Below are 25,489 nucleotides of genomic sequence, written 5' to 3' on the forward strand. Positions count from 1 at the left end.
TCAACGTGTCTTCACCGACCTCGGGTTGAGAATGGTCTCCACGGCGCGGCCGGTCAGGGTGAAGCCGAGGACGACGATCAGGATGGCGATGCCCGGCGGGTACAGGTACCACCAGGCGCCGGAGGTGACGGCGCCGCCGCTCAGCGCCGAGTTCAGCATCGCGCCCCAGGAGATGCCGGTCGGGTCGCCCAGACCGAGGAAGGTCAGGGTCGCCTCGGACAGGATCGCCGAGGCCACGGTCAGCGTCGAGGAGACCAGGATCAGCGGGGTGACGTTCGGCAGGACGTGCCGCAGCATCACCTGCGGCCCGCCCGCGCCCAGCGCCCTGGCCCGCTCGATGAACGGCTTGGCCTCCACGGCGAGGGTCTGCGCCCGCACCAGCCGGGCCGTGGACGACCAACTGGTGACCGCGATGGCGATGGTGATGGAGGCGGTTCCCTGCCCGATCACCGCCGACAGCGAGATGGCAAGGGGCAGGCTAGGCAGCGCGATGAACCAGTCGGTGAGGTGCATCAGCGCCTTGCCGATCCAGCCGCCGTAGTGCCCGGCGACCAGGCCGACGGCGCTGCCGAGCACCACCGTCAGCAGGGTCGCCATCAGACCGATGGACAGCGAGGAGCGGGCTCCCCAGATGACCAGCAGCAGGATGGAGCGCCCCTCCTGGTCGGTGCCGAGCGGGTAGCCGTCGGTGGGGGAGTGCAGCGAGGGGCCGTCCACCTTGATGACGTCGAGGTCGTTGTCGGAGATGAACAGCGGCGCGCACAGGGCGAGCAGGCCGAACACGACCAGGATGCCGAGGCCCGCCACGCCGGAGCGGATGCGCACGAAGGAGCGTACGAAGCCGGTGAATCCGTTGCGGCGCGGCTTCGCCGCGACCGGTGCGACCGACGGCGCGGGTTCGGCGCCCGCCGGCGGCGGGACGGCGACCGGCGGGTCCGCCTGGGTGAGGGGTTCGTGGTTGGTCACTGGGCACGCACCCGGGGGTCGAGGAAGCGGTAGATCACGTCAGCAAGGAGGTTCATGAGGATCACCGATGCGCTGAAGACGATGAACGTGCCCTGCAGCAGCGGGAGATCGGGCACCTTCAGAGCCTGGTAGCTGAGCTGACCCAGGCCCGGCCAGGAGTAGACGGTCTCCACGGTGATGGCACCGCCGAGCACCGTGCCCAGGTGCATGAAGATCATCGTGACCGAGGGCAGCAGGGCGTTGGGCACGGCGTGCTTGCGCCGTACGTCGTCGTCGCGCAGCCCCTTGGCCCGTGCGGTGAGCAGATAGGGGCTGCCCAGCTCGTCGATGATCGAGGAACGCATGACGGCCACGTACTGGGCGAAGACCACCAGGACCATGGTCAGGCAGGGCAGGACCAGGTGCTTGGCCACGTCGACGACGTGGTCCAGGCCACCGGTGATCGCCGGGTCGCTCATGCCGCCCGCCGGCAGGAAGCCGGGGAACGGGCCGATGCCCACGCTGAAGGTGATCAGCAGGATCATGCCGAGCCAGAAGGTCGGCACCGACCACAGCGTCAGCGAGGCGCCGGTGGCGATGCGGTCCAGCCAACTGCCGTGCCGCCAGCCGGACCTGACGCCCAGCCAGAGTCCGAGCAGGACCGAGATCACGGTGGCGGTGCCCATCAGCAGCAGGGTCGGCCACAGCCGGTCGCCGATGAGCGAGCTGACCGGTTGCTGGAACTCCCAGGAGGTGCCGAGGTGCCCGGTCAGGGTGTCGGTCACGAAATGGAAGAAGCGTTCCGGCACCGACTGGTCGAGGCCGAGCTGATGGCGCAGCTGGGCCATCTGCGCGTCGCTGGTGGGACGGCCGCGGGTGATGGACTGGACGGGGTCGGCCGGCATCAGACTGAACAGCACGAACCCGATGACGAGCGTGACCAGGAAGCTGATCGCCGCGGCCACCAGCTTCGTGACCAGGTAGCGCGCGAACCCGGAGCCCTTCCGGCGCCCGCCGTCCGGGGCGCCGGCGGGCTTCGCCGCGACGGCGCCCGTGACGTCGATGGTGTCTGCCACGGTCTACTCGCGGTCGTCGGAAGAGGAGCGGCGACGCGCCAGGAACACACCGCCGGCGGCCAGGACGACGACTACGGCCGCCGAGGCGCCGATCACCGTGCCGGAGTTGCCGCCCGAGGAGGAGGACGAGGCCTTCGCCGGGGCCGCGTTCAGGTACTGGTCGTAGGAGACCTGCGCGGGGAAGGCCCCGGTGGAGTCAGCCTTGCCGCTCACGATGCCGCTCACCCGGTCGCTGCGGTACGCGGCGAGGCCGTTGGCGTTGTAGATCATGATGTTCTCGTTGGCCTTGTACAGGATCGCCTGCATCTGCCGGAGCAGACCGGAGCGCTCCTTGACGTCGAAGGCACTCTGCTGCCGCAGGAACAGGTCGTCGTAGTTCTTGTCGCAGAAGAAGGAGTCGGTGCTGCCGCCCTCGCCCTTGCTGTCGGGCAGCGCCGCGCAGGTCTGGATGCCCAGCAGGTACGTCGGGTCCGGCCCGGTCGACCAGGAGTCCATCAGGATGTCCCAGTCGCCCTTGGCCAGGTCGGCGTTGAGCTTGGCGGAGCTCATCGACTGGATGTCGACCTTGACGCCGATCTGCTTGAACCAGCCCGAGAGGTACGTGGAGACCTTGGCGTCCGAGTCGTCGTCGGAGTGGATGCCGAGGCGGAACTCCAGCTTGCGCTTGGACTTCGGGTCGACCCGGATCCCGTCGGAGCCCTTCTTGTAACCCGCCTGGTCCAGCACGGAGTTGGCCTTGGCCGGGTCGTAGTCGAACTTCTCCGAGTCGGAGGGCTGCCACGCGTACTGCGGCAGCGATGGCGGCAGGTAGCTGGCGCCGACCTGCGCCAGGCCGTCGCGGACCTTCTTCACGATCGTCGGCCGGTCGATGGCGAGCGCCAGCGCCTCACGGACCTTGACATCGCCGAGCGCCGGGTGGCCGGTACCGATCTTCTTGCCGTCACGGGTGCGGGCGCCGCCGTTGACCTCGATGCCGTTCCAGCGGTTGCCGACCTGCTCGTACGCCTTGATGCCGGACTGGCCCTTGAGCGCCTGGTACTGGGTGGGGTTGAGGCCGCTGACGTAGTCGAGCTGGCCCGAACGCAGGGCGGCCACGGCGGCGTCCGTGTTCTTGAACGCCTGCTGGATCATGTGGTCGTACTTGGGCGCGCCCAGCAGGAAGTCCTTGTTCGCGTCGAACTTGGCGTACTGCTCGGGCTTGTAGTCCGTCAGCGTCCACGGGCCGTACCCGACGATCGGGAAGCTGTCGTTCTTGTAGTTCTTCAGATCCTTGACGTGCGATTCCCATATGTGCTTCGGCACGATCGGGATGCCTGACACCGGGATGCTGACCGAAAGCATCGTGGCCTGCGGCTTCTTGGTCTTGACGACCAGCGTGGTGTCGTCCGGTGCACTGACGGAGGCGAAGTTGCTCACCAGCGAGCCGTTGGCGGTGGCCGCGGTGGAGTTCGTCATGATCAGGTTGAACGTCCAGGCGGCGTCCTCGGCCGTGATCGGCTTGCCGTCGCTCCACTTCAGACCCTTGTGGATCTTGAAGGTCCAGGTGAGCTTGTCGCTGGACGTCGTCCAGGAGTCGGCGAGGTACGGCTTGACGGTGCCGTCCTGCTCCACCGTGTCCAGGGCGGGGTAGATGCCCGAGAACACGTCCAGGCTACCCGCGAAGTAGGCGAGGAACGGGTTGAGGGAGTCGATGCCGATGCCCGTGATCGGCATCCGCAGCGTCTTGCCGCCGTCGTCGGCCGAGGCGGTCGGCGCGGCGACGAGGCCCGCGGCGGTGCCGATCAGCAGGGAGGCGGCCAGCGCGGCGGCCTTGCGGCCGGTTCTGCGCACGGGGGTGGATGTGGTCATCGTGAACTTCTCCAAGAGGTGCCGGCGGCCGGGGCCGCGAAGGGACGGGAGGGAGATACGAGCGCCGCTGCGCTGCGGACCCGGGTGCGGGCCGTGCGGTGGGGCCAATCGATGCGTGATGCATCTATTGGTGCGGCGTAGTGCGGTGCTGCGTGCGGGGTGTGCCTTCCGAGTCGGTGCGGACGTGTTGGTGGTGAAGGTCGTCCGAGGCAGGTGGGGCGTCGCGGACGTGGTGATGGTTGACCGAGGGAAGGAGGGCGGCGGCTACGGACGTGGCAAGGTCGTTCGGGGGAGGGCGGTCGTGGTGGCGATGTGGCCGGCAGGTTCAGGCGGTACGGGGCCCGGTCACCGGTCCGTGCCAGGGGCGAGAGGGTCGGTGCGCAGGAAGTCCTCCAGCACCCGCACCCCGAACTCCAGGCTGCTCACCAGGACCTGCTCGTCGACGCCGTGCACGTACCGCCAGGCGTCGAAGCCGGGCGGGGTCAGGCCGGGGCCGAAGCCGTAGCACTGGATGCCGAGCCGGGAGAACGCCTTGGCGTCGGTGCCGCCGGACATGATGAACGGCAGTACCAGTGCCTGCGGGTCGGCCCTGCGCAACGCCGCCGCCATCGCCGCGAACTCACGGGACTCGTGGTCGGCGAAGACCGGGGCGGCGAAGCTGTGGAAGGAACGGGAGACCTTCTCGCCGAGCAGCGCGTCCACGGTCGCGAAGAAGTCCTCCTCCGCGCCGGGCAGGATACGGCCGTCCACACCTGCCGTCGCCTCGCTCGGGATGACGTTGTGCTTGTAACCCGCCTTCAGCATCGTCGGGTTGAGCGTGTTGGCGACGGTGGCCTCGACCAGCTTCGCCGCCTCGCCGAGCTGCGCCAGCGACGCGGGATCGGCCGGGTCGACCGTGACGCCCAGGTGGGCCGAGAGCCCCTCCAGCAGTGCGGCCACCGCCGGCACGATCCTGACCGGCCAGCGGTGCGCGGCGAGCGTCGCGAGCGTCGCCGCCAGGGTGGCGACAGCGTTGTCAGGACCGGGACGGGAGCCGTGGCCCGCGGCACCGCGCGCGGTCAGGTCCATCCAGGCGCTGCCGCGCTCGCCGACCGCGATCGGGTAGAGCCTGCTCGCGTCGGGCAGGTGGACCGAGTAACCCCCGGACTCGCCGATCGCGGTGGCCACCCCCTCGAAGAGGCCGCGATGCCTCTCGACGAGGAAACCCGCACCCAGTTCGCCCGTGTCCTCCTCGTCGGCGACGAACGCCATCACGACGTCGCGCGGCGGACGCACGCCCCGGCGCGCCCACCAGCGGGCGATCGCCAGCATCATCGCGTCCATGTCCTTCATGTCCAGCGCCCCGCGCCCGAGGACGGCCCCGTCGCGGATCTCCCCGCAGAACGGGTCGAAGCTCCAGTCGGCGGGCTCGGCCGGGACGACGTCCAGATGGCCGTGGACCAGCAGGGCGGGGGCGTCGCGGTCCTCGCCGGGGATACGCACCACCGTGCTGGCCCGGCGCGGTGCCGACTCCAGCACGACCGGCTCGTAACCGGAGTCGGAGAGCAGTTCGGCGGTCCACTCGGCCGCCTCCCGCTCACCGCGGGAGTCGCCTGCGCCGTAGTTGCTGGTGTCGAAACGGATCAACCGGGCGCACAGCTCGGTGACTTCGGAGGTCAGGGCGGCGTCCTCGGCGGTGGAGAGAGCGACGCTGCCCTGACAGTGAGAGGGATCGTTCATGCGGAGGGGACCAGGTGCCTTCCCGGCGACAGGGACCGAGGGCGAACCCTCTGCCGCCGATGGCTCCGCGAGACGGACTCGCGGAGGCGGGGGAATGGTTGGGACGGGGGACGGGGGACGGGGGACGAGGACAGGGCACGGGGACGGCCGCCGTGCGGGTGGGTGCCGTCGCCGGGGGGAGCAGGAGGAGCTACGGGTGTCCGGGGTTTACGTGCCGGGGGTGTCGCCGGCGGGTCCCGGGAGGCCTGGGTCACCGGCGACGGCCCCTAAGGTGCCCGCAGTCGCGTCGGACGCCGGACGGCCGAGGCCGTAACTGCCCAGGGAGCGGAAGAGCTCCGCGCGGCGCCGACTGCGACGGGCGGCGCCCTTGGCGCCTGCGGCGGCCAAGGCCGCCAGCACATGGGCCGCCGCCGCCACCGCCGTCGGCGAGTGGTGCGGCGACTCGCTGCGCGTGTCCACCGCCAGAACGTGCGTGGCGAAGGAGCACACCGGACTGGTGTAGCTGTCGGTCAGCGCGATCACCGAGGCGCCCAGCGCGTGGAACTCCCGGGCCACGTCCACCGTCAGGCGGCTGTAGTTGCGGAAGCTGAACACGACCAGGGCGTCGTCCGCGTGCGCGTCGCTGATGGCGTTGACCGCCGCGCCCGTCGCCGGCTGCACCAGGAACACGTCCCGCATGCTGCTGGTGAGGTCGCTGGTCAGCAGCGAGGCGTACCCGGCCGACTTCAGGTCGCCCAGCACCCACCGTCGCCGCGCCCGCAACAGGGCCGCGGCCGCCACCTCCAGGGCGCCGTTGGCCTGGAGATCCGCGAGCGTACGGCGGAGGTTGTCCTCCTCCGCGGTGATCATCCGGCGCAGCGCCGACCGCTCGCGCGGCTCGGACTGAGGCTCACGGCTGGTGAACCGCAGATCCGGCTCGGCCAGCCGCAGACCGACCTCCCGGGCCGCCAGTTGGCGCAGGTCGTCGGTGGAGGCGACCCCGGCCGCCGCCAGCAGTCCGTCCAGGTCCGCGGCACTCGCGTCGGCCGCGCGCAGCAACTGACCCGGACGGCGCTCCAGCGAGGCCGGATAGTCCTCCGCCAGTACCGCGAACAAGCGCTGCGCGGCGGGCCCGCACAGCTCGGCCGCCGCACGCAGCAGCTCGAGGGTCGGCGTCGGCGCCAGAGGACCGGTCACTGCTCACCCCTCCCACTCGGGGCAGCCCACACCCGGGAGTCCGGGTGCTGAACTGCCTCTCTGCTGACAGTTAAACGGTGGTGTCAGATTGCTTGATCTAAGCGATGCGTGAGTCTTACTGTCGCGTTATGACCTCGTCAAGAGTCACAGGGGCGGAAAATTCTTCGGCCGATTGCCGCGTCCCAGAAGAGATTTCGCGTCGCTCCCCGGACGATCCCGGACAACAGGACGCCGAACCGGGCGGAGGGGCAGGAAAGAGCGACCCCACCGGATCCGGTCGGGCCGCGGCCCCCGACAGCGCCGACACCGGAGACCTGCTCGCGGCCTCCGTCGCCCGTGTGCGCCGGGCCGCCGGCCTCACCCTCAGCGCGGTGGCCGCCCGCGCCGGCGTCTCACCGGCGTACGTCTCGCAGATGGAGTCGGGCGCCGCCAACCCCACGGTCCGCACCCTCTGCCAGATCGCCGACGCCCTCGGCTGCACACCCGCCGAACTCCTCGGCGGCACCCGGCCGGGCACCGTCGTCGCCCCGGGCTTCCCCCCGCGGTTCGCCCCGGCCCCGCTGCTCGCCCAGGTCGACGGCCACCTCGGCATCTGGGACCTGACGGCCCCGGGCGCGAGCCGCATCGGCGCCCGGCTGCTCCACGCCGACCTCGGCGACCACGACCACCCGACCGCCCACCCCGGCGAGGAATTCGTGCTCGTCCTCGCCGGCTCCTGCCGAGTGGCGGTGGCGGGCACCGCACGGCTGCTGCGCCCCACCGACAGCTGCCACTTCGCCGCCATGGACGAACACCACTTCACCGACGCCAGCGACGACCTGCTCATGCTCGTCGTCCTCACCGAGGAGTAGCCCCGTGTCCACCGCACCCTCCCTGCCCGCACCGCGCGCGGGGACCCCGCTGCCCGACGGACTGGCCGCGGCCGCCCCACCCGAGACGGCCCCCGAGGTGTGGCCGGTGACCGCCCGCACCGTCGAGGGCCGGCTGCACATCGGGGGCGTCGCCCTGGACGACCTGGCCGACGCCTGCGGCACGGCGCTGTACGTGGTGGACGAGGCCGACTTCCGCCACCGGGCCCGGCTGTGGCGCGAGTCCGGCGCGGACCGGGTGCACTACGCCTCCAAGGCGTTCCTGTGCGCGGAGATGGTCCGCTGGGTCGACTCCGAGGGGCTGCACCTGGACGTGTGCAGCGGCGGCGAACTCCAACTCGCCGTGGACACCGGCTTCGACGCCGCCCGGATCGTCTTCCACGGCAACAACAAGTCCGTCGCCGAACTGGAGGCGGCCGTCGCCCACGGCGTCGGCGTGGTGGTCGTCGACTGCCTGGAGGAGATCGAACGGCTGGCGGACGCGGCGGCCGCAGCCGACCGGGTCCAAGACGTCTACGTCCGGATCGCCCCCGGCGTCGCCGCCGAGACCCACGACTACATGGCCACCGGCGGCGACGACGTGAAGTTCGGCTTCCCGGTGCGCGGCGGCCACGCCGAGCAGGCCGTGCTCGCCGTCGCGGCGTACCCCTCGCTGCGGCTCGCGGGGGTGCACTCCCACATCGGCTCACAGATCACCGCAACCGAGGGGCTGACCCTCGCCGCCGAACGGGTCTCCGCGTTCGTCGCCCTGCTCGCCGAGCGGCACGGCATCACGGTGGCGGAGATCGACCTCGGCGGCGGCGCCGGAATCCCCTACCTGCCGGGCCAACCCCGCCTGGAACCGGCCGAGTTCACGACGGCCCTGCGAGCGGGCCTGGAACGGGTGCTGCCCGGCTCACCGATACGGCTCGCCGTCGAGCCCGGCCGGTCGATGATCGGCACCGCCGGGGTGACGCTCTACCGTGTCGGCGCCGTCAAGGACGGGCTTCGCCGCCGATTCGTCTCCGTCGACGGCGGCATGAGCGACGCCCTGCGTCCCTCCCTCTACCTCGCCCGCTACACCGCGTGGACCGCCAACCGCCCCGCCGAGGGCGAGCCGGTGCACGCCGTGGTGGTAGGCCGCCACTGCGAGAGCGGGGACGTGGTCGTGCCCGACATCGCCCTGCCAGCCGGTGTGACCACCGGAGACCTGCTGGCCGTCCCGGCCACCGGCGCTTACCACCACGCCATGGCCAGCAACTACAACGCCCAGCCCCGGCCCGCCGTCGTCGCTGTGCGGGACGGCCGCGCCCGCCTCATGGTCCGCCGGGAGACCCCGGCCGACCTGCGCCGCCGCGACGCCCACGGCGACCCGGTGCAGCTGACTGCCATGTGACCCGGCGGGCGCCCGTCCGCCGAGCGCCCGCGGGCCGCCCTCAAGCCGGATTCAGGGGCACCTGTCGCCCACGGCGTACGCGCGCAACTTCCCGTAAGCGCCCAGAGCCGGCACGCCAGCCCCGGAACCGTCCACCCAGGGGGCGGTAACCCGCGCACCGGGCCCTGCGGTTGCCCACCGCCCGCACCCCGCCCAACTCCCTCTCCCGTACTCGGAGTCACCCATGTCCACCGCGCCTCACCTGCCGTACGGCACCTGGCCGTCCCCGATCACTGCCGAAGCGGTCGCCGACGCCTCCGGATCCACCTCCTGGCCCTCCGGAGCCAGCGACGAGAACTGGTGGTGCGCCTCCGACCCGGCCACCGCGACCGTGCGGCTGCTGCGCAACGCCCCCGGTCACGAGGAGCCCGTCCCCGTGCTCGCCCCCGGCGTCTCCGTACGCAACCGCTCCCTCGGCTACGGCGGCAAACCGTACTGGGTACGCGCCGCAGACTCGGCCGCCGACCGCCACCTGCTGGTCTTCACCGACCACCGCGACCAGCGGCTGTACCGCGCCGAGGTGCCCCGCCTCGGTGCAGCCGAGGACGACGCGTTCCCAGTGCCCGTCCCGCTCACCCCGGCCGACCCGCCCGACCGGGAGGCCTGCTGGGCCGACCCGGTGACCGGCCCGGACGGAACCGAGGTGTGGTGCGTGCGGGAGACCACCCGGGCCGCCACCGGACCGCACGACGCCGACCCGGCCGTCCGCGCCGTCCGTGAGATCGTCGCCGTACCGCTGTCCGGTGCCGCCGCCCACGACCCCGGCGCGCTGCGCGTAGTGGCCCGCTCGCACCACTTCCTCTGCGGTCACCGTCTCTCCCCGGACGGCCGACGGCTCGCCTGGATCGGCTGGGATCACCCTCATATGCCGTGGGACAGCTCGGAGCTGATGGTCGCCGACCTGCACGACGGCGTCGCGGGCGAGCCCGTTCGTCTGCTCGGCGGCAGCCATGACGGCACCGAGGTCTCCGTCTCCCAGGCCGCATGGGCGGGCCCCGACACCCTCTACGCGATGGCCGACCCGGACGGCTGGTGGAACCTGCACCGCGTCGACCTGGCCGCCGACCGGCCGACAGCCACCGCGATCGCCAACGTCCTCCCCCTGCAGGAGGATTGCGCCGGTCCCATATGGCGGGTCGGCGCGAGCTGGTTCGCCGTCACGCCGTACGGTGTGGTACTGCCGCACGGCAACGGCCCGCAGCGGATGTCCTGTTGGTCGCCGAAGAACGGCGAACTGACCGAACTCGCCGACGGCTGGAGCAGTTTCCAGGGCGACCTCTGGTCGAACGGCGAACGGATCCTGGTCCGGGCCGCCGATCCGGTCCGCGGCTCGGCCCTGCTGTCGGTGCCCCTGGCACCCGGGTCCGGTCCGGCGCGACCCGTCAGGCCTAAGGCCGAGGACCCGCTGGCCCCTTGGCAGCCCCTGCCCGAACGCCGCACCGTGTACGACGCGCAGGGCCGACCCGTGCACTTCGTGCTGCACCGGCCCACTCATCCCACTGCCACTGCACCCGAGGGCGAACGGCCACCGCTGCTGGTGCAGGTGCACGGCGGCCCGACGAATTCCACCGGCGTCACCGCCGACCTGGAGTTCTCCTTCTTCACCAGCCGGGGCTTCACCGTTGCGGACGTCGACTACGGCGGCTCCACCGGCTACGGCAGGGCCTACCGCGACCGGCTGCGCGGGCAGTGGGGAGTGGTGGACGTCGACGACTGCGTCACCGTCGCCCGCGTACTGGCCGCCGAGGGCCTGGCCGACCCCGCCCGTACGGCCGTGCGCGGGGGTTCGGCTGGCGGCTGGACCACCCTGGCCTGTCTGACCCACACCGACGTCTTCTGCGCGGGTACGGTCCTCTACCCGATCAGCGAACCGGCACGATGGCGGGCCGAGCAGACCCACGATTTCGAGTCCCGCTACGTGGACACCCTGGTCGGCGTCCTCCCACAGGACCGGGCCTGGTTCGACAAGATCTCACCCGCCGCGAACGCCGACCGCATCACCGTGCCGCTGGTGATGCTCCAGGGCGCGGATGACTTCATCTGCCGCCCGGACCAGGCCACTCGCATCGTGGACAACCTCGCCGAACGCGGAGTATGGCACCGCTTCCTGCTCTTCGAGGGCGAGGGACACGGCTTCCGCCGGGTCGAAAGCGTCCGCCGCTCCCTGCTGGCCGAGGTCGCCCTCTACCGCGAGGTCCTCGGCGCCCACATCGCCCCCGATGTCTCCCTGGACGCCGACGCCGTCGTTGGTTTGGCGTGAATCGTTGCGGCCCGAAGATCCCGCCGTCGTCAGTAACGGAGGTCCAGCGGGCTGTGCTTGAGGGATGGATGCGTCGCGGGGAGCAATTGTCATTCCTGAAGGGGCGGATGTCGTCAAGAGGGTTGTCGGCGCTGGCTGTTGATGGTCCCGGGCAGGAGTGAGCGGCTCGCGGCCGGTGGGCGTTGACAGCGGGCTGGCAGGATGGCATGCGGTTGTGGGTGTCGTTCATCTCCGGTTGATCGTGCGGGAGGGCAGGGCCGTTGCTCGGCTGCCGGTCATTCCTTCGCGGCGCGTGGCCGCATGGAGCTCTACGACGTGCGGCAGGCGGGGTCAATCAAATCCACGACCGCGCCGTGTGGGGGTCAGACAATTGCCCGGCCTCGCGCCTGCCGCGTCCGGGCTGCTCATCCCGGCTGCTCGGCCAGGGACCGGGCCAGCGCGCGGATGTGCCCGTCACGCAGGCCGTAGTAGACGAGGGTGAGCAGTTTGCGGGCCGCGGCGATTTTCGCGATGTTCTTGCCGCGGCGGGCCTCGATCCGGTCCCGGTCTTCGGCGATCTTGGGGGTGGCCTTGCGCTGGATCGCTTCCACGGCGGCCCAGCGGACCAGTTTGCTGCCCTGCTTGGTGACATGCCCGCGCCGCACGAGGGTGTCGGACTCGTAGTGACGCGGGGTCAGCCCCGCCCAGGAGCACAGTTTCTCAGCGGCGGTAAACCGGTGGACATCGCCGATCTCCGCGACGAACACCGCGGCCAGCACCGGGCCGATGCCGGGCAGCCACCGGATGGCCCCGCAGCCTGGGTGCCCGCGCAGCCGGTCGGCGATGCGCTGGTTGAAGACGGCCTCCTCGGCGTCGAGGATGTCAACCAGGTGCAGCAGGGACGTCACGCGCTGGGCGTAGGGGCCGGACAGGGGCGTCTGCTCCAGCCGGCTGCGGCCCTCGACGCCGAACAGGTCGGAGACGGCGATGAGGATGCCGGCCTTCGCGAGCACGGCATGGACCTGAGCCTTGAGTCCCGAGCGGAGCGCGACGAGTTTGGCGCGGTAGCGCACCAGTTCACGCAGTTCCCGCACCTCGGGCGGGGCGATCCACGACTCTGGCAGCCGCCCCATGCGCAGCAGGTCGGCCAGGTCTGCGGCATCGCGGATATCGTTCTTCACCCGTCGGTAGGCGAAGCCCTTCACGCCCAGCGGGTGGGCCATATGGACCTCCGCCCCGGCGGCCTGCAGGGCGTCGACCGCCCAGTATCAGCCGTAGGTAGCCTCCAGCACCACGTCGGGGCGGATGCCCGCCTTCTCTATCTGCAGGCCCAGCGCGACCGGGTCGTTGAGGATGCGTACCGCGCTCAGCTGCATGCCATCCGCTGTCTGCCGCACGATCACCGACCGCCTGCGATGCAGGTCGATGCCGACGTACTGGTGTCCGTCGTACTCGCTCACCAGGGGCCTCCTTCGCCGTGACGAATGTGAGCCACCTGGGACCTACCCGGGAACCCACGGGGGCGGAGGCCCCGCCCCTTGATCGCATCAAGAGTTGTGGATCGAGTGATGTCAGTTCTCGGTCTCACGACCGAGACGGGTCTGGCTACTGATAGGGCAGCACGAGGTGAGTGGGGTCTTCCTCGGGCCGGATCTGCGTCGACCCTCGGGCGTACTGATGACAGAACTCCACTGGCTCCTCGAAGCTCACCGCAATCAACGCCTCGGCTCCCGGCATCGGGACAGCAGGGCCCGTGCCGTAGTGATGGCGCGTGACCTCATCCAGTCGCTCGGCCGGTTCCATCGAGGAGAAGGCCGGGGGTCCAGTCTCTTGGCTGAGGGTTCCCTGGACCATCCACTGCGCATGCAGTTCCAGGACTCCCGGTTCCGGGCATCGCCAGCGAAAGCGGGTGACGCACAGTGCTTCGGCGTTGAACCATGTGCTCCAACCTCGTTCATCACCGAGGAACGCGAGCTCAGACGCTTCCATGACGCCGTAGGAGAAGGGGAGGCTGCTCCAGTGGCCTACCAGCAGGTCATCCATCCGTAGATCTTCGGGCAACGGGCGCACTCTTCTCGACTGAGTTCGATGAGACAGCGACTCGGATGCGTGGGAACGAACAAGAGCCCTGTGATCAGGCGGCGGCTTCCTCGCGCTCGACCAGGACACCGTTGGTGAACCTGGCGGCTGCGCGGACGAGAGGAACCAGATGGGCTCCGGTGATCGCACGCCAGCGGGCCTGGGCGGACTCGACGAGCTTGAACACCATGGCCAGGGCGGCGGCTGGGCTGCCTGCGCCGCGCGTGACCTTGCCGTGGGTTCCTTGCCCTCGCGCCACGCCACCATGACCACAGCATTACTGGTACGTGTGAAATCTGACCTCCGTGCGTGCGGCTGCCAGTCAGGAAAGCTCCACGGGAAGATGCCGGGGGCCGCGCAGGAGGGCGCTGTTCCGGTACGGGGGCGGGTCCTCGACCAGGCGGGGGCTGCCGAGGCGGCGTACCAGGGCGTTCAGGGCGATCTGCGCTTCCAGCCGGGCCAGCGCCGCGCCGTAGCAGATGTGGACGCCGCCGCCGAAGCCGAAGTGCTGATTGTCCTGACGTGCCGGGTCGAAGCGGTCGGGGTCGTGGAAGCGCTGGGGGTCGCGGTTGCCGGAGGCCAGCACCAGCATCAGCTGCGCACCCTTGGGGATGGTGGTGCCCGCGACCTCGACATCGGCCAGGGGGGTGCGCTGCGTCAGAATCTGGACGGGCGACTCGTAGCGCAGCAGCTCCTCCACCGCCTTGGGCATGAGGTCGGGTTCGCGGCGCAGGCGTTCCAGCTGGTCGGGGTGGCGCAGCAGGGTCAGCACACCATTGGAGATCAGGTTGACGGTGGTCTCGTGTCCGGCGACCAGCAAGGTGGCGGCTGTGCCCATCAGTTCCTCGGAGGTGAAGCGGGCGGCCGGATCCTTCTCGTTGACGAACGCGGAGAGCATGTCGTCGTCCGGATGGCCGCGGCGCTGCTCGGCGAGGTCCAGCAGATACCGGCCCATCGCCTTCCGGGCCTGCTGGCCCGCCCGGACGCGCTCGGTGGGGTCCTCGCCGATCCTGATGTCGAAGCCGTTGATGATGGCCTCCGACCACTGGTGGAAGCGGGGTTCGTCGTCGCGTGGCACGCCCAGCAGTCGGCAGATGACCGTGACGGGGAGCGGGTAGGCGAAGTCGTCCACGATGTCGATCTGCCTGCGGTCCCTGAAGGCGTCGATCAGCTCCTCGGTGATCTCGGCGATCTCGTCCCGCATGCCGGCGACCCGGCCGGAGCTGTGCGGCGGGCCGAAGGGCCGCGTGGCGATGCTGCGCAGCCGGTGGTGCTCGGGATCGTCGAACCGGATGAAGGACGGCGGGACCTCCTCCTCCACCTCCTCCTCCGCAACACCGCTGTAGGGCACGGTGAGGTTGCGGCGGTCGGAGCTGATTCGCGGGTTGTGCAGCAGGGCGTTGATCTCGTAGTACGTACCGACCAGATAGCTGCCATCCGTCTGACGCGGCACACCGCCCGCCTCGCGCAGCTCCGCGTACAGCGGGAAAGGTTGGGCCGGCTGGCGTAGTCGGTGATCCGTTCCAGCAGGGTTTCCGTGGTCATGCGTGGGGCTCCTCGTCGACGGATGGCGGGATCAGCCGGTGGGCCACACCCTGGTCAGCCGGCGGTCCGGCAGGTGCCCGGTGAGGCTGACGGTGGGGCCGTGCGAGAGCACCGCCGGGTCGGGCACGTCGGAATGGATCGGGAAGCTCGCCGCCGCCGACCGGTCGGCCGCCTCAGGTGCGGGCGGGAACGGGGCGGCCGTCTCGATCAGGTGCTGGTAGTACTCCAGCCACTTGGCCATGTTGATGGTGACCGCGGCCGTGATGCGGCCCCGGTAGCCGTAGACCGCCACCAGGCGGCCCTGTTCGAGCGAGCCCTGGGCAATGACCAGATGGTCGGAGAAGGTGGGCACGCCGACGGACTTGATATTGAGCCCGAACTGGCTCGACCAGAAGGTCGGGACCGACAGGTGCGGGCGCCGCCGCGGCCCCGGGTTGACCATGTTGTGGGCCGCCACCTCCGCTTGCGCCACCGCGTTGCCCCAGTGTTCCAGGGACATCATCTGGTACTCGTACAGCGGATGGGGGAAGCGGGAGACATCGCCGGCCACGAAGACGTCGTCGGTGACGATCCCGTACATGTCGAAGGCGCGGCATCCCGCGTCGCACGCGACCCCGCGCGGGCCCGCGGCAAGACCGCAGTCCGCCAGCCATTCGGTGTTGCGCACCGCTCCCAGGGCGACCACGGCGATGTCGGCCTCGACCTGGCTGCCGTCGGACAGCTCCGCGCCGGTGAACCGGCCATGGCCGTCCCCGCGCAGTGCAGTCACCGTCACCCCGCACCGCAGGTCCACACCGTGGTAGCGCTGCAGCCTGTCGGCGAAAATACTCAGCACCCCACCGAGCGCGCCCACCAGGGGTGCGGCGCCGCGCTCCGTGAGCGTGACCTCGATGCCGCGTTCCCGGCAGGCGGAGGCGATCTCGGAGCCGGTGAACCCGCCGCCAATCACTAACACCCGGCTCGGCCCGGCGTCCAACCTCTCGGCCAGCCGCCCCGCGTCGTCGATGGTACGCACGGTGAACACCCCGTTCAGGGCGGCCTGCTCCGCATCCGGCCACGGCCGGGCCCCGGTCCCGGTGGCGATCAGCAGCCGGTCGTAGGGCAGGGACTCTCCGTCGGCCAGCAGCACCTGCTTCTCCACCGTGTCAAGACCGGTCGCGCGCACTCCGAGCCGCCACTGCGCCTCGGGATCGCGACGCATCGGCAGGCCGACAGCGGTCGCCGCCGCCTTGCCCAGCAGCACCTGTTTTGTCGCGGCGGCCGGTCGTAGGGCGGGTGGGGCTCGTCCCCGACCAGGGTCAGCGAGCCGGTGAACCCCTTCTCGCGCAGCGTCTCGGCGGCCCTGAGACCGGCGAGCGACGCGCCGACGATGACGATCCGGCCCTCGCGCAGCTCATCGGACACAGCTGCTCACCTCCTCCCCCACGAGGATCGCCTGCACCGGACACGCTGCCGCGGCCTGCCGGACGGCCTCCAGTCGCTCCTCGGGCACGGCGGGGTCGTACAGCAGCGCCTCCTCACCGTGCAGCTCGAACAGATCGGGGGCGAAGAACACGCACTGCGCATAGCCCTGGCAGCGGTTGAGGTCCACGACGATCGGCATCCGACCCACTCCTCCCGTCGGGTCACTGCCTCCGGTTGCACGCTACGTTCGGCGGCGGGCAACGACACTTGCGGCTGCTCCGACCGGGTCAGCGAGCCGGTCCTCCGCCCAGGCGGTCACGACCCGATGGGCCCCGAGTCGGGGCTCACAAGGACGGGGCCAGCGGGCTCTGGGCGAGGGCATGGTCGTGAGAACCGGCCGAGGTACCCCCGCCAAAGTCGCTACGCCGGCCTCGGCGGCCAGGGCGCAGGTAGGCCAGGGGCGCCCGCTCGGGACAAGCCCGAGCCTCCCTCAGACCCGGATGGCTACACGGAGCGGCACCGCCACAGATGAGACAGAATGCAGCAATATGTGAAGGACTGTCGGAATTGAACGGAGTGGGCGATGGGGCGTCCCTGGCTGCACGTGCTGGCACAGGTGGTCCCCGTTCCGCTCGGGTTGCTGCTCAGCGGGGCACTGGTATGGGGTGCCACCAACGCCGACTGGAGTGGGACCACCAGCAACAGCGGCAACACGTGGGAATCTGGCTCGCTGGGGCTGGCCAACGACAGCAAGGTGCCCATGTTCCGCGTCGACAACATGCGACCCGGCGACACAGGCTCCAACTGCATCAGGATCGAGTCGAACGCTGACTTCCCCACCGCGCTCAAGCTGTACAGCAACTCACCGAACTGGCCGAGCAACTTCCAATCCTTCATCAACCTCAAAATTGAGGTAGGCAACGGCGGCACCTTCGGCGACTGCAACGGCTTCACTCCGCACAAGACCGCGTTCGACGGCACCCTGGACCAGTTCGTCGCCCTGCACACTGACTTCCGCACCGGCGTGGGTCCCTGGACCCTGCCCGGCAAGCCACCCAACTCGCTGAGCTTCCGCTTCGCGTGGAAGTTCAGCCGGAGCGCACCCAACAGCGCGCAAAGCGTGGTCACCAACGAGGTGACCTTCACCTGGGAAGCGCGGGAACGCAAGTGACTCTCCCAAGTGACCTGGCCGCCGGCGCGCCCTGCCAACCCACGGCCAGGGGTGCCCGGCACCCGATCCGCGTGGTCACCTCGGTCACCTCACGTACCGTGCTCGGCTCACTGATTGGGCTGCTCGTATGGGCGCAATTGCCCGTGGCGGCGCTGGGCTGGACAGCGTGCGTGGTGCAGTCCGGCTCCATGCGTCCCGCCCTTATGCCGGGCGACGTCGTTCTCTACCAGCCACCACCGCGCGACCGCACACCGGCGGTGGGCCAAATCGTGCTGGCCCAGGACCCCACCCGACCCGGCCATCTGCTCACCCATCGGGTCTACCAGGTACTTCCCAACAACGACCTGATCACCAAAGGTGACGCCAACTCCACACCGGACTCCACCCCGATCCGGCCCACGGCACTCGAAGGCGTAGCACGGTTGCGCGTGCCCTCGATCGGGCTGCCGGTACAGCTCTGGCGCGCCAAGCAGCCCGTGCCCGAGGCGATCCTGCTGCTTGGACTTGCCACTCTGCTTGCGCTTGCCGCTCTGCCACTGAACAGCCGCAACCGGCACAATTAGAGCGTGTCTCTTTGAAGCGTCGAGTACTTGGTAGCGCCAGCCACTCGACCCGCATCGATGTCATCACCGCCTGAGATGCTCTTGGGCATGAAGCAGAAGATCAGGCCCGACCTCACCCAGATCACCGGGGTGCATGAGGTCACCCCCGGACTGCTGCGCCAGCTTGTCGACTGCTGGATCGCGGTCACGAACTCGGGCGGTGCTGCGGGATTCCCGTTTCCGCCCGTTCACAACGACGACGTCGCGCCGGTCGCGGACGAGCTCCTCAACCGTCTCCACCCGTCGCACAGCCGACTCATCATCGCCAGATTCGACGAGGCTCTTGAGGATGGGTTGTCCTCAACCGTGGTCCCTTTCGGCTCGTCGCGCACTGGGGCACGGTCCACCACCTCCAGACCCATCCCAGGTTTCGTGGCCGTGGTGTCGGCTCTGCTCTCATGCAAGAACTGCGGAGGGTCGCCCGTGACGAGCTAAGGCTTGAACAGCTCCGTCTCGCGACCCAGGGCGATGAGGGCCTGGAGAACTTCTACGGCCCCTTGCTGCGGAGCTGACACTGGAGCGCCGGGCCAGGTAGCTGGCGTGTGCCCGTATCTTCTAAACGCTTGGCCACAAGTTCGAGTCCTGCCGGACGTCACCATCCAAAACGCCCCAGCGGGGATCTTCCTCCAGGGCGTTTCGTGTCTCTGGCGGCAACGGAGTAGTCGCCGCACCAAATCAGCAGTGACTGTCGGGGGCGGCGCAGCGCGCCGTCAAGCTCCAATCCGCCGTCCGTCTCGTCTCGCCGAGGCGATCACGGCGGAAACGATGGCGGTCACGACGAGGCTCCCCATCATGACCATCCCCACGCCGACCATGAAGAGGCCGCTGGAGTCGTCCGACCAGTCGTAATAGGCAGCAACGGTGAGGCCGACCGTGGTGCCGAGCACAGCGCCTGCGATGTAGTGCCGGGATGCCGCCCAGTACACCGGGGCCAGCAGAGTCAGCACCAGCCCGATCACCTGCCACGCCTCGTACGGACCGGTCGTCGTGCCATCGGGTTGCACGTCACGCCGCTGGTCCCAGCCCAGCCAGGCAGCCCACGCTGCTAGCGACACCCCAGCCAGCACGAGGATCGACAACGGCTGGCGAACAGGTATCAGTAGTCCATGACGCATGACCCAAGCGTTTCCGCTCATCCCATCACCGACCAGAGCGCAACTACTCAGCTCTGCCTGAGTACATCAGCTATGGGCACAGACATATTGGGCCAGGTTAGCTGCCCAGCAGGTGAGGGAGCCACGCGACCTCGCTGTGGCCAGAACAGTCCTGTCGAATGCGTGTCGAAGTCGGCATGCAAGGCTCCGCCAGGCCGTACGACTGACCAGGTCAGCGGCCTACTGCAGGCAAACCAGAAGTGCGCCTTCTAAGCGCCTGCCCAGGCCGGCGCTCGCGCCTACTGGGGTCATGACTCCGCCCGCGCGATATCACTCGAACCCAGGGCCGGAGGCTGCAAGAGGCCCGATACTGGGCGCATCTAAGGGAAGGGGCCGTTGTCGATGTTGAGACGGTGGGCACAACGGCGTTGGGTGTAGCTCTCCTCGTGGGACGCGTTGAGCTGTCCGTTGGGTGACGGGGCCTGTCCGGCTCTGTGCTGCGCTCCTCCCAGTAGCAACCGCCACCGCGGCTCTTGTCGGTTCCGGCTTCACCGGCGCCTGAGCACGCGGAAGTTGTTGCCGTCAGGGTCGGCCAGCAGCACAGCGCCGTCCCTGCCGGGGGCGGGGTCGAGACGCTTCGCCCCGAGGGAGAGCAGGCGCTCGACTTCGGCTTGCTGATCGTCGTCCGGCGCGAGGTCGAAGTGCAGGTCCTTGCCGGGGTCCGGCATGAGCGGCGGACCGCCCCACGTGATCTTCGTGCCGCCGTTCGGCGACTGGATGGCGGTCTCCTCGTCCTGGTCCCAGACCAGCGGCCAGCCCAGTGCCGCGCTCCAGAAGTAGCCCACGGCCTGCGAACCATCACAGGCGAGCGCTCCGATGAAGCCGCAGCCGGCGAGGAAATTGTTGCCCGGTTCGATGACACAGAACTCGTTGCCCTCGGGATCGGCCAGCACCACATGGGATGCGTCCGGTCCCTGGCCGACGTCGGCGTGCTGCGCGCCGAGGGCGAGCGCCCTGGCCACGGTCTCCTGCTGGTCTTCCAGGGAGGAACTGGTCAGGTCGAAGTGCAGCCGGTTCTGGGCGAGCTTCTGCGCCTGGGAGGGACGGAAGCCGAGGCGGTAGCCGGCGTCATTCCCGGACAGCAGGGCGACGCCGTCGTAAGAATTGTCGGTTCTCTCCCAGCCCAGGACGCCGGACCAGAAATGCGCCAGGCGCACGGGCTGGTGTGCGTCGAAGGAGATTGCGGAGAGTCGGCTGCTCATGTGCGCCACGCATCCTCGGTCAGTTGAGTGCCAGCTGTCGGCAGCGCGTCATGTCAGCGCCTCGAACGAGGATCCTATGGGCGGGCCGGCCTCGGTTGCAGGGGAGTATTCCGCGGCCCGCGTGCGGACCTTGCTGTTATGCGTCAGTCACCGACACCGACCTGCGGCGCCGCCTGAACCTCCCCACCCCCGGCACAGCCGCTCCCGGCCACGGCAACGTCCCAGGACCCGGACAGTGCCCCGCGCACCACCGCCCTCCATCTGGCCGTCCTGCGCGCGATGACCGAGCACGGCCTGAAAAAGGTGCTGGTCTACTTCAACCTCGTCTCCGACGCGCGTCGCTTCGCACGCGAACTGCCCCAGACGCTGCGCCTGCTCCGCAAGACGGACCCCGACCTCTGCCCCGACATCACCCCCCAGCTCTTCTTCGCCCACGGCGATCACACCCCCGAAGAGCGCGCCGGCACCTTCGCCAACTTCGCCGCCGCCACGTCCGCGATCCTGGCCAACTCGAAACTGATCGCCGAGGGAGTCGACATCCCCAGCGTCGACGCGATCGTCTTCGCCGACCCCACCCGCAGCGTCGTCCGCTGCGTCCAGGCCCTCGGCCGTGCCCTGCGCCTGGACGTGAGCGACAATACAGCCAGCCTCATCGTCCCCGTCTACATCCCGCCCGGCGCCGACCCCGAGAACATCCTCGGCACCGCCCACGAGCCGGTGTGGGCGATCGCCACGGCGCTGGCCAGCCACGACCACCGCATCCTCGAGCGCCTGCCCGACAAGGCCAACCGTCTCCCCAAGGAGACCAGCGAGGTCATCGCACGCCGCCGGCACTTCGACTTCACCGTCCACCCCGAGCGCATCGCCCGCGCTATGGATCTGGTCGCGTTCGATCCCCGCGACGCCACGGTGTCCCGCTCCCGCCGTCTCGGGCTCGCCGCCGCCCAGTCCTACCGCGACGAACACGCCCACCCCGACGTCCCCGCCGACTACATCGACCCCACCGGCTACACACTCGGCACCTTCATCACCACCATGCGCGACGCCGCGAAAACCGGCCGTCTCGAAGCCGACTGGATCGCTGAACTCGACGCCCTCGGCATGATCTGGGACAAGCACGATGCCACCTGGCGTGCCCGCCTCGCCGCGCCCGCCACCACCCCCACCGGGGCCTGGCTGGCCGAGCAGCGCCACCTCGACGGCAAGGACCAGCTCGACTCCCAGCGCGCCGACGCTCTGACCGCTCTCGATCCCGACTGGCGCCTGCCGCACGGCGCGGACTGGCACCGCAAATGTCACCTGCTGCGCGCCCACCTCGCCGACGGAGCCGACCCCGCCGACCCCTCACCCGTGACACCCAGCTCGGCAGCGTGAAGATCGGTTCCTGGCTAGGGCGCCAACTCACCACCTGGCACACTCTTGCGCCCGGCCAGCAGCACGAGATGGTTGTCCTCGGCCTCACCCCCGAGAGCAACCCACTGACCCCTGCAAGCCGCGCCCGCCGGACCTTCGAACAGACCAAGGCCCGCACCAAGCACCGCACCGGCCAACTCCCGGACGAACACGTCCGCCTGGTCGCCGCACTGTTCGACGGCGACTGGACCGCCGAAGACGCCGCTCCGGCGGCCCTCGCGTAGCACTTCCCGCTCACCTGTGCCCGCTGCCGCGCTTCCCGCTCCTTCCCCGTGTCTACGGCCAGACGAGCCTGGGTGCAGATCAGGCGTCCCCTTGCTGACGTCGGATCCTGGCGGCCACGTCGTTCTGTTCCGTCTCCCACCAGGGACGTACGCGTTCAAGGGCCGGTACCGGGGGGTGGTCCGCCGTGGGCGCGGGGACGACGACGGCGAGTTCGGCGTCCAGGCGGCGGTCCAGCGCCGCGGTCTGAGCTCGCTCAGCGCGCGCCCACTGGAACAGGATCGCCAGCAGGAAGGGCAGTGCGACGAGTTCGGCGATGCTGAGCATCGCGCCGCCGCCGAGCTGCTGGTCGTGCTGGACGTCCGGGGACCAGGTCGGCGCGTGGTGCAGGTACCAGGCACCAGCGATCAGCGTGCCGTGCGTCATGACGACAACGCCGGGGACCGCGTCGACGATGCCGTCCAGGAACATCAGCCCTGCGCGCACCGGGTGCGTGCACCAGGCCGGAAGCGCCTCTTGGTCGGTCAGCACTGGTACGACGAACAGGCAGCCGGCCGCCAGCAGGTGCAGATACATCAGCTCGTGCAGCCATCCGACGCGCAGGGCGGTTTCGAAGTACGGCGTGAAGTACACCGTCAGCTCGGTGGCCAGCACCAGGGCGGTACTGACAAAGGGGAACGTCAGCAGCCGCACCAGGCGGCCGGCCATGGCCCGGCGAACCCGCCCGGCGGCGCCCTCCGGCAGCGCCTCCACCGCCAGCCGCAGCGGGTCGCCCAAGGCGAGGCCCAGGGGTGTGACGAGGTCGAGGAGGATGTTCTGCACGGCTGCCGGCCAGAACAGCACGTGGTCGTAGACGGCCAGGGCGGACATCGTGGCCACGACCAGTCCGCCCAGGCCGACCAGCGCGAAGGCTGCGACACGGGCGGGCGGCCAGGGCGCGCCCAGGCGGCGGACCCGCACAACGCCGCAGCCGTAGAGCGCGCCCAGGGCGACGACCAGTAGCAGCGCGGGGACGTCCAGCTGCCACGTGGACGACAGACGCCCTGCGGTCAGCTCAGGGAGCTGACCGGCCGACAGTTCGGTCACCGGGTGACCAGCCATGCAGATCGTCCTCCTTCGGCTCCGTGCACAAGAGCCGGCTCGCGTCCCCAGCAGGACGCTAGTCCCCGGCGGCGGCAAGCCGGGCATGGATGCGCCGCACGCCGGGGTGAAATCCCGGTATCAGGCGAGACCGAACCAGCCGAGGACCGTCTGGACGAGCAGGATGGTGGACATGGCGGCGCCCCCGATGACCATGGCGGTGGCGGCGATGCGGTAGCGCGGGCCGTTGGCGGCCTGGCCGAGGAGGGAGCGGCGGTTTGTCAGGACCAGCAGGTAGACCAGGACGATCGGGCTGATCAGGCCCTGCAGGACCTGAGTGCCGATCAGCAGCTGGATGCCCGGGCCGGCCCGGCGCCTAGCCCAGTACCCCCAGTTCGCTGTCTGGGCGGCAGAAAGCGCAGGGTTCGATGTTCGGATCCGTGAGGGCGACGCGGGTCTCGTGGTCTCCGATCGGGTGCGTGCTACCCGCGATCATCGTGCAGTCGTACGCAGCCGCCGCCCGTCAGGAAGAACCACGACGCCGGCGGCCCCCACCCCCGGCGCTTGTCGTGAATGGTTGTCGCGCAAGGCCAGTCCTGCACATGCCACTGCGGAACGCGGCGCGGGGCCAGCGATGCGAGGCCGCCTTCCGGCCCGAACCCCCCGTCACCGATCTCGGTGTAGATGCGCCGCAGCAACTGGGGCAGCCGATACCCGAGCTTCCGTTCCGCGCGCTCCACTTCGGCCATCGCAAGCCGGGGAAAAGGCTGGTCCGGGAGGCAGCCGGGGGAGGGGACCACGCTCTCCGCTCCCCACGCGAGGGCGTGCAGTCTCTCCAGAAGCGCATCATCATCCACAACAGTGTGGTGAGCGGTATCGGTCACGAGCCGGGACTGTAGCGCGGGAGCTGACATCCCCTTACAGCTCCTAATGAAATGAGGCGGGCTCCAGGGCACCGCGACAGCGGTGACGGCAACGGGCGCGGACGACGGCGGTACTCCACGGCTTGTAGTGGAATCGGAACGGGCTTCTGCGGCCAGGTCCACAAGCCTGCCCGATCCGCGGGCCAGCGTAAGGGGCCATGATCACTCGCGCCAAAGGGCTCCAGGCCGAAGTCGCTACACCGACCGCGCGGTATCGTGCCGCCGTCACGGGGAGGCGAGGAGCACACCATGGGCGAGAGCATCGGCCAACAGCAGTTCAAGGTTGGCGACGTCTTGCTGGTCAGCTGCCCGTCAGCGCGTGCACGAGTCGTCCATGTGACCCCGTTCGAAATCTCGGTCGAATGGCCATGGGCGGCCATCATCTACGTCCTGGTCAGCGGCTGCGCATGGCGCCAACTTCCGCCGTGCTTCGGCATATCGAAGTCGACTGCTCACCGCCGCTTCCTGATCTGGTCCAGAGCCGGCGTCTGGGGCCGCCTGCACGAAGCCGTGCTGCACCTGCTCGACGACTCAGGCCTCATCGACGTCACCCGCGTCGTTCTCGACACCGCCCACGTCCGGGCTAAAAAGGGGGCGAACACACAGGTCCGAGCCCCGTGGACCGGGGCAAGCCGGGTTCCAAGATGCACGTCCTGTCGGACGCGAACGGACTGCCCCTCGTCGTCGGCGTCTCGGCCGGCAACACCCACGACAGTGAAGGGCTGAAGCCCATGGTCGAGGGTCACCAAACGAGACACGACCCTCACAAAGGCCGGTACTTCAAGCCTCAACGCCTCCACGCGGACAAAGCCTACGACCGACCTGACCTGCGCAGATGGCTGCGATGGAAGCGCATCGGCGTGCGCATCGCCCGCAAAGGAATCGAGTCCAGCGAACGATCAGGGCGACGCCGCTGGGTCATCGAGCGGACCATGTCCTGGCTGTCCGGCTACCGCCGACTCAGCCCCCGCTACGAGCGTGATCCCCGCAACTACCTGGCATTTCTCGGACTCGCCGCCGCCCTGTGCTGCTACAAGCGCCTCGTCCGCCTCACCACGTAGGACACGGTCTAAGGGCTCGCCGAGACTTAGAGGCCGCGCGGATAGGCATGGTGAGGGGCTTCCGCTGCGGGACAGAGTGCAGGGCGTAGCGATCATGGAGTTCACACGCTCTGTGATCGTTGGGGGATCTATGCCCGTGCTGCAGTCATGGCTGACCGAACCGTTGTGGGAGCAGTTCGTGGCGCTGCTTCCGGTGCGGCCGGAGTATCACCCGGGCCATCCTCTGGGCTGTCACCGTCGGCGTGTCGGCGACCGGATCGTCTTCGACAAGTTGCTGCAACTGTTGCGCTTCGGCTGTTCTTACGAGGCGATCGCCGACACGACGTGCTCGGCCACCACGATCCGCG

19 protein-coding genes and 8 pseudogenes are annotated in these 25,489 nt (G+C 69.7%); 10 read left to right on the top strand and 17 right to left on the bottom strand.

Going from position 1 to position 25,489, the window contains the following annotated elements:
* The 5 genes from ABZ904_RS39565 to ABZ904_RS39585 all read right to left on the bottom strand — a co-directional run bounded on the left by ABZ904_RS39565 (nt 1) and on the right by ABZ904_RS39585 (nt 6,764).
* Nucleotides 1–966: an ABC transporter permease gene (locus tag ABZ904_RS39565; RefSeq protein ID WP_361828974.1), complete on the bottom strand. Its 966-nt coding sequence runs from the start codon at nt 964–966 to the stop codon at nt 1–3.
* The gene (locus tag ABZ904_RS39570; RefSeq protein ID WP_361003343.1) at nt 963–2,021 is read right to left on the bottom strand and encodes an ABC transporter permease; all 1,059 of its coding nucleotides are present in this window, start codon (nt 2,019–2,021) and stop codon (nt 963–965) included. Before ABZ904_RS39570 ends, ABZ904_RS39565 begins: the two co-directional genes overlap by 4 nt.
* Nucleotides 2,022–2,024: 3 nt before the next feature.
* Nucleotides 2,025–3,869 (bottom strand): ABC transporter substrate-binding protein, encoded by a 1,845-nt coding sequence (locus ABZ904_RS39575; RefSeq protein WP_361003340.1) that lies wholly within the window; start codon nt 3,867–3,869, stop codon nt 2,025–2,027.
* Nucleotides 3,870–4,214: 345 nt separating this feature from the next.
* The gene (locus ABZ904_RS39580) at nt 4,215–5,588 is read right to left on the bottom strand and encodes a M20/M25/M40 family metallo-hydrolase (protein WP_361828976.1); all 1,374 of its coding nucleotides are present in this window, start codon (nt 5,586–5,588) and stop codon (nt 4,215–4,217) included.
* 207 nt (nt 5,589–5,795) lie between these two features.
* On the bottom strand, nt 5,796–6,764 hold the full coding sequence (locus ABZ904_RS39585) for an SIS domain-containing protein (protein ID WP_361828978.1): 969 nt from the start codon (nt 6,762–6,764) through the stop codon (nt 5,796–5,798).
* A gap of 128 nt (nt 6,765–6,892) precedes the next feature.
* On the opposite strand from ABZ904_RS39585, the gene ABZ904_RS39590 reads away from it, so the two are divergent.
* The 3 genes from ABZ904_RS39590 (at nt 6,893) to ABZ904_RS39600 (ending at nt 11,307) form a co-directional block, all read left to right on the top strand.
* Complete coding sequence (locus tag ABZ904_RS39590; RefSeq protein WP_361828980.1) at nt 6,893–7,615, top strand: XRE family transcriptional regulator; 723 nt, start codon at nt 6,893–6,895, stop codon at nt 7,613–7,615.
* Between the two features lie 4 nt (nt 7,616–7,619).
* Nucleotides 7,620–9,008, top strand: a complete 1,389-nt coding sequence (gene lysA, locus ABZ904_RS39595) for a diaminopimelate decarboxylase (RefSeq protein WP_359408307.1) — start codon at nt 7,620–7,622, stop codon at nt 9,006–9,008.
* Nucleotides 9,009–9,231: 223 nt separating this feature from the next.
* The gene (locus ABZ904_RS39600) at nt 9,232–11,307 is read left to right on the top strand and encodes a prolyl oligopeptidase family serine peptidase (protein ID WP_361828982.1); all 2,076 of its coding nucleotides are present in this window, start codon (nt 9,232–9,234) and stop codon (nt 11,305–11,307) included.
* Nucleotides 11,308–11,711: 404 nt separating this feature from the next.
* On the opposite strand, the pseudogene ABZ904_RS39605 reads toward ABZ904_RS39600, so the two are convergent.
* From ABZ904_RS39605 to ABZ904_RS39635, 7 genes and pseudogenes are all read right to left on the bottom strand, one after another.
* Nucleotides 11,712–12,539: pseudogene (locus ABZ904_RS39605) on the bottom strand (IS110 family transposase); the annotation flags it as partial.
* A 15-nt stretch (nt 12,540–12,554) separates the two neighbouring features.
* On the bottom strand, nt 12,555–12,746 hold the full coding sequence (locus ABZ904_RS39610; protein ID WP_361828984.1) for a hypothetical protein: 192 nt from the start codon (nt 12,744–12,746) through the stop codon (nt 12,555–12,557).
* A 145-nt stretch (nt 12,747–12,891) separates the two neighbouring features.
* Nucleotides 12,892–13,329 (bottom strand): hypothetical protein, encoded by a 438-nt coding sequence (locus tag ABZ904_RS39615; RefSeq protein ID WP_361828986.1) that lies wholly within the window; start codon nt 13,327–13,329, stop codon nt 12,892–12,894.
* 91 nt (nt 13,330–13,420) lie between these two features.
* Nucleotides 13,421–13,597: pseudogene (locus ABZ904_RS39620) on the bottom strand (IS256 family transposase); the annotation flags it as partial.
* Between the two features lie 90 nt (nt 13,598–13,687).
* Nucleotides 13,688–14,910, bottom strand: a pseudogene (locus tag ABZ904_RS39625) (cytochrome P450).
* A 31-nt stretch (nt 14,911–14,941) separates the two neighbouring features.
* Nucleotides 14,942–16,314: pseudogene (locus tag ABZ904_RS39630) on the bottom strand (FAD-dependent oxidoreductase).
* Nucleotides 16,304–16,513 (bottom strand): ferredoxin, encoded by a 210-nt coding sequence (locus ABZ904_RS39635; RefSeq protein ID WP_359411683.1) that lies wholly within the window; start codon nt 16,511–16,513, stop codon nt 16,304–16,306. Before ABZ904_RS39635 ends, ABZ904_RS39630 begins: the two are co-directional and overlap by 11 nt.
* A gap of 384 nt (nt 16,514–16,897) precedes the next feature.
* On the opposite strand from ABZ904_RS39635, the gene ABZ904_RS39640 reads away from it, so the two are divergent.
* The 3 genes and pseudogenes from ABZ904_RS39640 to ABZ904_RS39650 form a co-directional block, all read left to right on the top strand.
* Entirely contained in the window at nt 16,898–17,485 is a 588-nt protein-coding gene (locus tag ABZ904_RS39640; protein ID WP_359411680.1) for a hypothetical protein, read from the top strand.
* A 71-nt stretch (nt 17,486–17,556) separates the two neighbouring features.
* Nucleotides 17,557–18,048, top strand: a complete 492-nt coding sequence (locus ABZ904_RS39645) for a signal peptidase I (protein ID WP_359411676.1) — start codon at nt 17,557–17,559, stop codon at nt 18,046–18,048.
* 386 nt (nt 18,049–18,434) lie between these two features.
* Nucleotides 18,435–18,599: pseudogene (locus ABZ904_RS39650) on the top strand (GNAT family N-acetyltransferase); the annotation flags it as partial.
* Between the two features lie 198 nt (nt 18,600–18,797).
* On the opposite strand, the gene ABZ904_RS39655 reads toward ABZ904_RS39650, so the two are convergent.
* Both ABZ904_RS39655 and ABZ904_RS39660 read right to left on the bottom strand, forming a co-directional pair.
* Nucleotides 18,798–19,202, bottom strand: a complete 405-nt coding sequence (locus tag ABZ904_RS39655) for a hypothetical protein (protein ID WP_361828995.1) — start codon at nt 19,200–19,202, stop codon at nt 18,798–18,800.
* A gap of 527 nt (nt 19,203–19,729) precedes the next feature.
* Entirely contained in the window at nt 19,730–20,443 is a 714-nt protein-coding gene (locus ABZ904_RS39660) for a VOC family protein (RefSeq protein WP_361001898.1), read from the bottom strand.
* A gap of 279 nt (nt 20,444–20,722) precedes the next feature.
* Between ABZ904_RS39660 and ABZ904_RS39665 the strand changes: the two genes are divergently transcribed.
* Nucleotides 20,723–21,817 carry a Helicase associated domain protein gene (locus ABZ904_RS39665; RefSeq protein WP_361828989.1) on the top strand — a complete coding sequence of 365 codons (1,095 nt, stop codon included), beginning with the start codon at nt 20,723–20,725 and terminating at the stop codon, nt 21,815–21,817.
* Nucleotides 21,814–22,080 (top strand): hypothetical protein, encoded by a 267-nt coding sequence (locus tag ABZ904_RS39670; protein WP_361828991.1) that lies wholly within the window; start codon nt 21,814–21,816, stop codon nt 22,078–22,080. The genes ABZ904_RS39665 and ABZ904_RS39670 overlap by 4 nt, the downstream gene beginning before the upstream one ends.
* Before the next feature lie 79 nt (nt 22,081–22,159).
* Here the strand turns inward: ABZ904_RS39670 and ABZ904_RS39675 are convergent, their stop codons facing one another.
* The 3 genes and pseudogenes from ABZ904_RS39675 to ABZ904_RS39685 all read right to left on the bottom strand — a co-directional run.
* Nucleotides 22,160–23,179 (bottom strand): cytochrome c oxidase assembly protein, encoded by a 1,020-nt coding sequence (locus tag ABZ904_RS39675; RefSeq protein WP_361828993.1) that lies wholly within the window; start codon nt 23,177–23,179, stop codon nt 22,160–22,162.
* Nucleotides 23,180–23,534: 355 nt separating this feature from the next.
* Nucleotides 23,535–23,654, bottom strand: coding sequence for a DUF6233 domain-containing protein (locus tag ABZ904_RS39680; RefSeq protein WP_361001910.1), 120 nt, complete (start codon nt 23,652–23,654; stop codon nt 23,535–23,537).
* A gap of 142 nt (nt 23,655–23,796) precedes the next feature.
* Nucleotides 23,797–24,042 (bottom strand): annotated as a pseudogene (locus ABZ904_RS39685) (hypothetical protein); the annotation flags it as partial.
* A 408-nt stretch (nt 24,043–24,450) separates the two neighbouring features.
* Between ABZ904_RS39685 and ABZ904_RS39690 the strand changes: the two are divergent.
* A pseudogene (locus ABZ904_RS39690) lies at nt 24,451–25,142 on the top strand (IS5 family transposase); the annotation flags it as partial.
* Between the two features lie 130 nt (nt 25,143–25,272).
* Nucleotides 25,273–25,489, top strand: a pseudogene (locus tag ABZ904_RS39695) (IS5/IS1182 family transposase); the annotation flags it as partial.

The sequence above is a fragment of the Streptomyces sp. NPDC046900 genome (assembly GCF_040644975.1).
Classification (GTDB): Bacteria; Actinomycetota; Actinomycetes; order Streptomycetales; family Streptomycetaceae; genus Streptomyces.